This is a genomic window from Microbacterium sp., from assembly GCF_030149085.1.
Lineage (GTDB): Bacteria > Actinomycetota > Actinomycetes > Actinomycetales > Microbacteriaceae > Microbacterium.
This window is the reverse complement of record NZ_JASBSF010000225.1, coordinates 1-7,979: the sequence shown is the minus strand read 5'-3', so window position 1 is coordinate 7,979 and position 7,979 is coordinate 1. Positions and strand designations below refer to the sequence as shown.

Here is a 7,979-nt window from a genome sequence, read left to right as displayed (position 1 = left end):
AGCTCGGCGCTCATCCCGAGTCGGCCCAACCCGCTCCAGACGGGCTTGTCACTGACGATGATCACCGTGCCAGCCTTTGTCTCCGCGAGCCGTGCGAGTTCCGCAAGGTGTCGTGAGGTCGAGGACTCGTCCATCAGATCTTCGATATCGGTGAACGCGAAGTTCACGTACTCGGTCCGTCGAAACAGTGAAGTCGCGTACTCCATGGCCGCTGCCAATGATGTGTCGTCGGAAACTTGCTGACCACTGGGGAGCTGTTTCAGCCCCTCCGTGCGGCTCTGCAGGTAGAACGGCATCGTCTTGAACTCTGCGGCGACAGACGCGATCAACGACAGACACCGGTTCAACTCAATCGAGCGAATCACCACCAGGGGAACCCGCGCGGCGAGGTAGTTGCGAACGAGCTCTCGGGTCTCGGCAAATGCAGGCATGGGGTCGTCGTTCCTTACTTCCTTGCGGAGCGTGAAAAGAGCCGCGCCCTCTTATGTGGCTCCGCCGCTTCGGTTGTCGTTGCAGAAGTGGGCCTCGGATAATCATCCAACGCCCGCACCAGAGTGTTTTCCCGGACCACTCGCAGCAACCGGTCGTTCTCAGTGCGCAGGGACCTGCCTGCAGCGACTTCGGTCGAGAGGCTCTGTTCGATCTGTCTCTGAAGGTCTGCCAGGTCCGCGCTGAAGCCTGCGTAGAGTGCATCGCGAATCGGCTCGGGGAGCCGCTCATCGTAGATGAGCTCGAAGCGCGGCCTGAGCCGCTGTCGTTGCGCCACGAGGGACCTCGCAAGCTCGTGCGTGCTTGGCGCGCGACCGATGGCGGCGCTGAGTTCGCTGCTCCACTTCCTCATGAAACTCTCCAGCGCGTCGTTGATCGCTCGCTGCACATCCCCCCAGGTCTGGCGGTCGAACGTTGAGACGTCAAGCGGCGGAAGATCTTGCGTCGCCAGAACGGACGGGTTGTCTGGCCACAGCCGGAGCGCCGACATCCAGGCTTCATAGGGTCCGGCACCTGGCCTGACCGAATCCGGTCGCTGGCCGAAGATCATCGCGATCGGGAATCGCCGGCACGGGTCACCAGCTGTTCACCCGGGGGGACGGGCGACCAGGAGGGCAACCCACCCGCGATCCGTCGATCGCGCCCGATGGATGCCGAGGTCGTGGCGGCCCGCGGCGCCAGGAGGTCTCGACGAATCACGGTAAGAGGTGAGTCGGCACTTTCCTCCAGAGGGCGCGGAACCATGTTCACCGGAGAGGGCCGTCGAATGAAGGTGGGCGCGGAAGCGTCATAGATCGGCTGCGAAGGCGTGACCGGTGTGACCACCGGCGCCAAGTCATAGCCCCCAGGCAGGGGCGGGTCAGAGGGCGCCGACCCGACGTCGTACCCAGACGCAGCCGGCTCCGCCTCGGACGGGCTTGCGGAAGGCGTGGCGTTGAACTCCTCAAAGGCCCGGGTCACTATTGCGTGCTGGGCGTGGAGTTCCACGAGCTTCTGGTCCGCCGCCGCGTGTGCGGCTTGGTCTCCAGCGGCAGCCTGGCCGAGCAGGCTGTTGTACTCCGCCTCCAGCTGCCCATAGCGGTCGAGCGCTCGCTGGTACTGCTCCGCTGATGCCCCGGTCATTTGTCTGCCCCTGCCTCGTTGGCGTTGAACGCAACACCGATCTGCCACATTCTCAGCAGCCCAATGAGCTCCGTCTCGCGCTGATCGAATTCCGCATAGTCCTGGCTGGCGTCGTAGAACTCCTTCATCGTCAAGCGGTATAGCTCGACCGAGTCCGCAATGGCTCGCTCCCGATTTCGTTCCAGCTCGGCGATGTCCTTCTCGGCACGCTTCTTCGCGATCATCCACAGCCCTCCGGCCAGACCGCCCACGAGCACCAACAAGATCAGCGCCAGCACCCACAGATGAAGGAGGAGCATGACGATGAACAGGAAAAGCCCCGCTGCCCCGGCGAGCACGTATTTCGCCGGCTTGACCCTCCTTGCATCGATGTACTTCTCGAACGTCTCCTCCCAGTGTCGGCGGAGGGAGGAAACCGAGTCTGCATCCGAAACATCCGAGCGGGTCTCCCAGCCAGGAAAGCCGTACGTACTCGCCCACGGAGTGTGGTCCGCACCCAGCACCACCCGCACCCAGGTCGGTACTTTGCTCCGGTAGTTCGCGACGAACTGGCTGATGCCCGATTCGATCTCGCCCCGGGTCGCACCGACTGCCAGTTGCTGCGTTCGAGGACTCACGGCAAGCAGCTCCGGCTCCATGGCGACGAACGTCTGCAGGCTCAACGCATCGATCGTGGTTGCGAGAGCCTCATCCATGACCTCCGCCTGGACCAGAGCTCGGTCGAGATCGCCGTCTTGCTCGATGATCGCCTCCTGCATGGCGATGTCGCGCCGAAGCGGGAGTTCCTCCTCGTCGTAGTTCGTGACGAGCTGCTCGAGAAGCTCATCCAACTGATCGATAGTGCCGCCCTGTGCGGCGAAGACGCCCTCGTGGATCTTGCGGAAGTGATCGATGAGCACGGGAAGGGATGACGATGCCTCGATCAGCTCTTTGAGAAGCGGCCATTCGGGGCAGAAGCTCCGCAGATTCGGGTACTCGTCATCGTGCAAGAACAGGCCCGAGACTTCGGCGTACGAGCGCCAGTCCTGTACCTGCTTATCCACGAGCTCAGGGTCCTGCCGGAGCTGCTCCATCCATGAGGCCAGTTGATCACCCGCGAACTGCGCTCCAGCGGGACCAAACGCACCCTGCGCGAGCGACTCGAAGATCACCGCAAAGTGCCGTCCGAGTCCGCGCGGATCCTGTCCCCGAAGGTAGTGCTTCAGCCACCGAACAGCGAGCTCTTCCCGGCCTTGCCTCCGCAATACCAGGGCGAAGAACATGGAGGTCTTGCGAGGGTCTCTCCGGAATGCCTCCTCGACGGAGATCTTCGCTATCTCTTCGTTGTCCTTCGACCACGCGGCAAGTGCCACGAGCGCCGGAGCAAGCCAGTAGCGGGGGGTCTGAATCATCAGTTCCTCGCTGACCTGGGTGACGGTGTGGTTGCTCACGTTTCCCACGTCGAAGGCCTGAAGGATTCCGATCGACGCGCGCCGCACCGCCTGGTAATGACCGTACTCGCGCTCGAGGTCGTCCTTCAGACCGCTGAGCTTGGTCTCTGCGCGCTGAACGATTGCGGTACGTCGGGCTTCATTGACATAGTCCTCGAACGCAGCGCGAAGGATCTCAAGCTTCTGATCGGTCCTGACCAGATCAGACCTGAGTCCGCCGACCTCGACCTGGATCGTGTGGGTGACCTGGTTTTCCAACTGCTGCAGTTGTCGAAAGACCGGACTGAGATCGATCGAGATTTCACCAGCCATGAGGCCTCCTTGAACGTATGGGTGAACTATGCGGCGGGAATGCCATCGGGGCGGACAGGGATGATCTGGCCATCCGCGTAGACCTCTATGTACGCGTAGGCGTCAGTCACGGCGAGAGAACGCGCGGGTTCGAATCCAGAGGGGACCGGCTCCGCGTGAGTGAAGTGACGGATGATCGATCCGTCGAGAGTCATCAGGTGATCCGCGTACGGATGCCCGAGATAGCAGTGGCCGAACAGACCCAGCAGCGCGCCGCCTCCGCGCGATTCGAACTCTCCGTTGAGCCACTCGGCGATCTCCCTCGCCGCCAGTTCGTTCGGTGCCGAGTCGAGGATCTTCATCGACGCGACGATGTCGGCACTCCGCATCGATCTGCGAGCGATCAGCTGAGCATCCGTAGCAATACTCCGCGCGGGAAGGGTCGTGTCGCCCTGACGGCCCCGCCCGCCTCGTTCGATGAACTCCTGGCCTCGGTTCCTGAAAAAGGCCATCTCAGTAGCCTCCCTCGGGCAGCCCGCGGCGCCGCCGTTCAGCGATCGCCCGGGCCGTCTCGCGAGCAATCCACTGGACCGCCTGTTGTGCGGTCTCCGCGTCACTCCTGATCTGGGCCAACGACTCATCGAGCTGGCTCGGGTTCATCATCGATACTTCCTGCGACAGAGCCGGGCGCACTCGCGCGTCTTGCACCAGGTGCCTCACCAAGGTGTCGGTTTCCCCGATTGCACGCTCGCGCATCGCCCACTCGTGCTGCGCTCGCTGAAGACTCGACTGCGCCACTCGCACGGCTTCATCTCTATACGCAGACGCCTGACTGTGACGCTCCTCCTGAACTCGGGGAGCGTTGGCGAGGAGCTCGACCATCTCCACGTAGTTCTGATAGTCACTCATCACGCTCAACCATTCCTCTCTCGAGTTCCGCCGCCCACGGCTCGAAGGGGATGACGACCTTCAACTGGGAGTCGGCGTTCCTGTCGATCACACCGATCCTCGGCTCTCCGTCGACCCGGGCCCTGACGTCTCCCGTGAGGTCGCGCAAGTCGTCGAGGCCGAGCCGGACCGTGATGAACGCGCCGATTCCCTTCAAGCCATAGTCGAAGACGTCCTTCGCAACACTCACGCTGGGCCACTGTGTGACCAGGTGGACCCCGCTGAGCGCGCCTTCCCGAGCGGTTCTGACGAGGACATCGCGCGCAGAAGGGCTTGCGGGTGACGCCGCGAACGCCGCACCGAAGTCTGGGAGCACGAACTCGGACACAGGATCCGCGTTCGTCTCACCGGAGGTGGCCTCCGGGACGAGATCCAGGTCGGGGATTCGGGAGGCGCCCAGCACCACAAGGAGGATCGAACCGCGGCTCTCCCGGACCCGCCCGCCGATCTCGTCTCGCAGGTACCCTGCCGCGTGACGTGCCGGAATGTGCCGCACTCGCGCACCCGGGCGCTTATCCAGGGACGGCAACCATGCGGGCACGGAGTCGGACCCTCCGGATACGATCACGATCTCATCGTCGGGACCTAGCTGGCGGGCAGCGGAATGCAGAATTCCGGAGATGAGCCCCGGGACGATCGGCTCGTGCTCATCGTCTTGGCCGACGATGGCCACCGACTGATCGCGCTCGTTGCGCACGACGAGTTCTTCGACCTTCCGAGAAACGGCGATCGGACGGCCAACCCACAGGCGAAGCGGGTCACGCGCGTTCGCCCTCAGACTGAGCTCATCCAGCGCGAGGCGATCCCAGTCGGCCAATCGCTTGCCGAAGAAGACTATCGGTGGCGCACCGTGGCCGCGCTTCCACAACCGCTGCTGCACTCCAGCGAAGCGCGGCTTGTCCACGTAAGCCGCGATACCGCGCTGGTTCGCTCGCTCATAGCCGAGCTCCTTGTTCCAGATGAACTCGCCGCGATGCCTCAGTTCCGACGCAGCGAAATTGCGGCTACTAAGGATCTCCTCAGATCCCTGAGGAGAGTTCTTCAGCGACAGCCTCAAGGGGAACTGTCCGAAGATCGCATCCCCCTTACTGCGAAGGGCGACGACCCCAGAGGTCGTCTGCGACGCAAGGATCATGTGAACACCGGCAGAGCGGCCCTGCCGTGAGAATCGGTCGAACAGCCCGACCGCTGCATCCGTGAGCGCATCGACGCCAGTGAACATCTCATGGAACTCGTCGATGACCATCACCATTCGCGGTAGCACGCGGCCCGTCTTCCTGCGGTATGTGAGGATGTCAGCGACGCCCGCGTCCTTGAACAGTCGGGAGCGTCGTTCCAGTTCGGCGTCGACATATCTGAGCACTGCGAGACCGAACTCTTGGTTCGATTCGAGCCCCAGCACGCTCACGTGGGGCAGCCAATTCTCCCCGGCTCGATCCGGGCCGAACGTACTGAACTCGACCCCCTGTTTGAAGTCGAGCAGAATGAGTTCGAGTTCCTCGGGCGAGTACCGGGCGGCAAGGGAGTACACGATGCCCAGGATCAGATTCGACTTGCCCGACCCCGACGCCCCGCCGATGAGCAGGTTCGGGTGAGCGGGATTCTCGGTTCGCAACGAGATCCTCAACTCGTTGCGACCCTGGCGCCCGATCGTCGCCTCGACAGCCTCCAGGGATGACTCGCGCCAAAGGTCCGCGAGATCTTCCGAGATCAACTCCTCCAGTGGAATCGTCGGGCCGGTGTTGCCTGAGACCAGTTCCCTGAGCCTTTCGAGCGACCGTGAAACCGCCTGGGCCGTCGGCGGCCGATCGAGCGTAGCCTGGGCACGGTCAGTGAAGTCGGAGGCAGTCACAGCGCCTCCATCGACTGTGACTGCCTGTAGCCGCTCACGAAGTCTTAGAGGTTCGACTCCCCGCTGCGACGGCGCCTGCGCGTCCTCCTGGACGAGGACGACAACGCCAGCGCTGGGCCGCATCTCCGAGAGTCGAAGTAGCACATCGTGGAGCCGCTCGCTGACCCCATACGGATAGCTGAGCACCACGACAACGCTCAGCACCCCCTCAGGCATCTGCTCGTTCCTCCACAATTCCGTCAAGGACCGCGCCCCCGCCGCAATCACTCCCTCGGCGTTGCTGGCTACCCGCGACTCGATGAGACTGTCGAGTCGGCGAAGGAAGGCATCGCCGTCGGCGGCAGGAGAGGGAAATGCTGCCGGGTTGATTTCGCGAAGCGGCGCGAGCGGGGCCATTCGCGCCGTCGAACGAGGGTCGAAGACCTCGATCGCGAGATTCTGCGTCGGCGACTGCAGCGCCAGCCTCAGGACGGCGTCGAAGACGAGGTCCAATCCCTCTGCGGGATCGCCCGACACGTACCACCCTCGCGCCGGCTGCAGCGCGGTCAGCGCCGGAACCTCGCCACGGGAAACATGGGCTGTTCCGATTCGGACATAGTCCGCCGGTCCCGCTGCAACGGGAGCGGAGAGGATGCCATCGCTTTCCCATGACTCCCCCGCTAGGCCCGGAGCCAGCATCCGGACAACGTCATGGATGCGGGCAACGGCCGACGCAGCCGCCTGGGCGATATCCATGTCGGCGTCCGAAACGGCTTGGCGATGCACGGCGTCAGCTCGTCCGCGCGCGCGGTCGTAGTCCTCCTGCTCCGCACGCAGAGCCTGGTCTCGGGCCATTGAAAAGGCCGCTGCAACCGTACTCATCTGCGCCGAGAGCCTCACGGCATCAGCCGCTAACTGCGCCGAGTTGTTCGCGATCCGTCGTTCCAGCGATTCCAGATCAAACGCCTCAGTCGGGCGGTTGACGGATTCCGCGCCGGTCGGCACGCCCCCCCACAGCGGACGCTTCCAGGGCGGGACTGATTCGTCGTTCGCCCGCAGCCGTGGAATCACTGCAGGAGAACGCTCGGCCGCCTCAGGCGCTGCTCCAGCGGGAATACCATTGATAAGCACCCGCCGGGGCGTCCCCGACGATCCTGCGGACATCTTCTCACCCCCGACCTTGTGAGTGATTCACACCGTACTGTCAGGTTTGGAGGGGTGTCAAAGCAGTTTGGCTCCTATTGGCCGGGCGTTCGCTGTCTGTCCTGCAGCCCGCAGACTGATCCTCAGCCGAGCCCCTCCCGGCGCGGCGCAGACGCCGCATCCCCCTCGCCGACCACGGGCTTGCGCGACAGGCCGACGGAGCCGGAGGCGGCATCCTTCGACAGTGCCGCGGCGACCGCGGCCGACTCGTCGACATCCGGGTACTGAGGCCGCAGCTGCACGGCCTGGCGCTTCTTCTGCTCGCGCTTCGCCTTGCGTGACGAGTACGTGAGGTTCAGGGCCTCGACGAAGATCGCGAAGGCCATCGGGCCGTAGATGAAGGCCTTGTCGATCTTGATGTGGAAGCCCTCGGCGATCAAGAAGACGCCGATCAGCAGCAGGAACGACAGCGCCAGCATCTTCACGGTCGGGTGCGCGTTGACGAACGCGAAGATGAACCGCGACGCGAAGAGCATGATGCCGAACGAGAGCACCACGACGGTGATGATGATGACCATGTTCGAGGTCATGCCGACCGCCGTGATGACGGAGTCGAGCGAGAAGATGATGTCGAGCAAGAGGATCTGCGCGATGACCGATCCGAAGCTCACGCCCTTGCGGCCGCCCGAGCCCTCGCCGTGTTCCTCTTCGGCGCCCTCGAGCTT

The 7,979-nt window shown here is 63.7% G+C and carries 7 protein-coding genes and 1 pseudogene; all 8 read right to left on the bottom strand.

Translation table 11 applies throughout. The features are described 5' to 3' along the window. A partial coding sequence (locus Q1V87_RS09190; RefSeq protein ID WP_300591904.1) for a hypothetical protein occupies nt 1–431 on the bottom strand: 431 nt, incomplete at its 3' end. Nucleotides 432–445: 14 nt separating this feature from the next. Next, nucleotides 446–979 (bottom strand): hypothetical protein, encoded by a 534-nt coding sequence (locus Q1V87_RS09185; protein ID WP_300591903.1) that lies wholly within the window; start codon nt 977–979, stop codon nt 446–448. Between the two features lie 56 nt (nt 980–1,035). Then, complete coding sequence (locus Q1V87_RS09180; protein WP_300591901.1) at nt 1,036–1,611, bottom strand: hypothetical protein; 576 nt, start codon at nt 1,609–1,611, stop codon at nt 1,036–1,038. Continuing rightward, nucleotides 1,608–3,353: a hypothetical protein gene (locus Q1V87_RS09175; protein WP_300591899.1), complete on the bottom strand. Its 1,746-nt coding sequence runs from the start codon at nt 3,351–3,353 to the stop codon at nt 1,608–1,610. Before Q1V87_RS09175 ends, Q1V87_RS09180 begins: the two co-directional genes overlap by 4 nt. Nucleotides 3,354–3,379: 26 nt before the next feature. Beyond that, nucleotides 3,380–3,844 (bottom strand): hypothetical protein, encoded by a 465-nt coding sequence (locus Q1V87_RS09170; protein WP_300591897.1) that lies wholly within the window; start codon nt 3,842–3,844, stop codon nt 3,380–3,382. Between the two features lies 1 nt (nt 3,845). Continuing rightward, a complete protein-coding gene (locus Q1V87_RS09165) occupies nt 3,846–4,241 on the bottom strand; it encodes a hypothetical protein (RefSeq protein WP_300591895.1) in 396 nt (131 codons plus the stop codon). After that, the gene (locus tag Q1V87_RS09160; RefSeq protein ID WP_300591893.1) at nt 4,234–7,275 is read right to left on the bottom strand and encodes an FtsK/SpoIIIE domain-containing protein; all 3,042 of its coding nucleotides are present in this window, start codon (nt 7,273–7,275) and stop codon (nt 4,234–4,236) included. The genes Q1V87_RS09165 and Q1V87_RS09160 overlap by 8 nt, the downstream gene beginning before the upstream one ends. Before the next feature lie 122 nt (nt 7,276–7,397). Continuing rightward, nucleotides 7,398–7,979 (bottom strand): annotated as a pseudogene (locus Q1V87_RS09155) (TerC family protein); the annotation flags it as partial.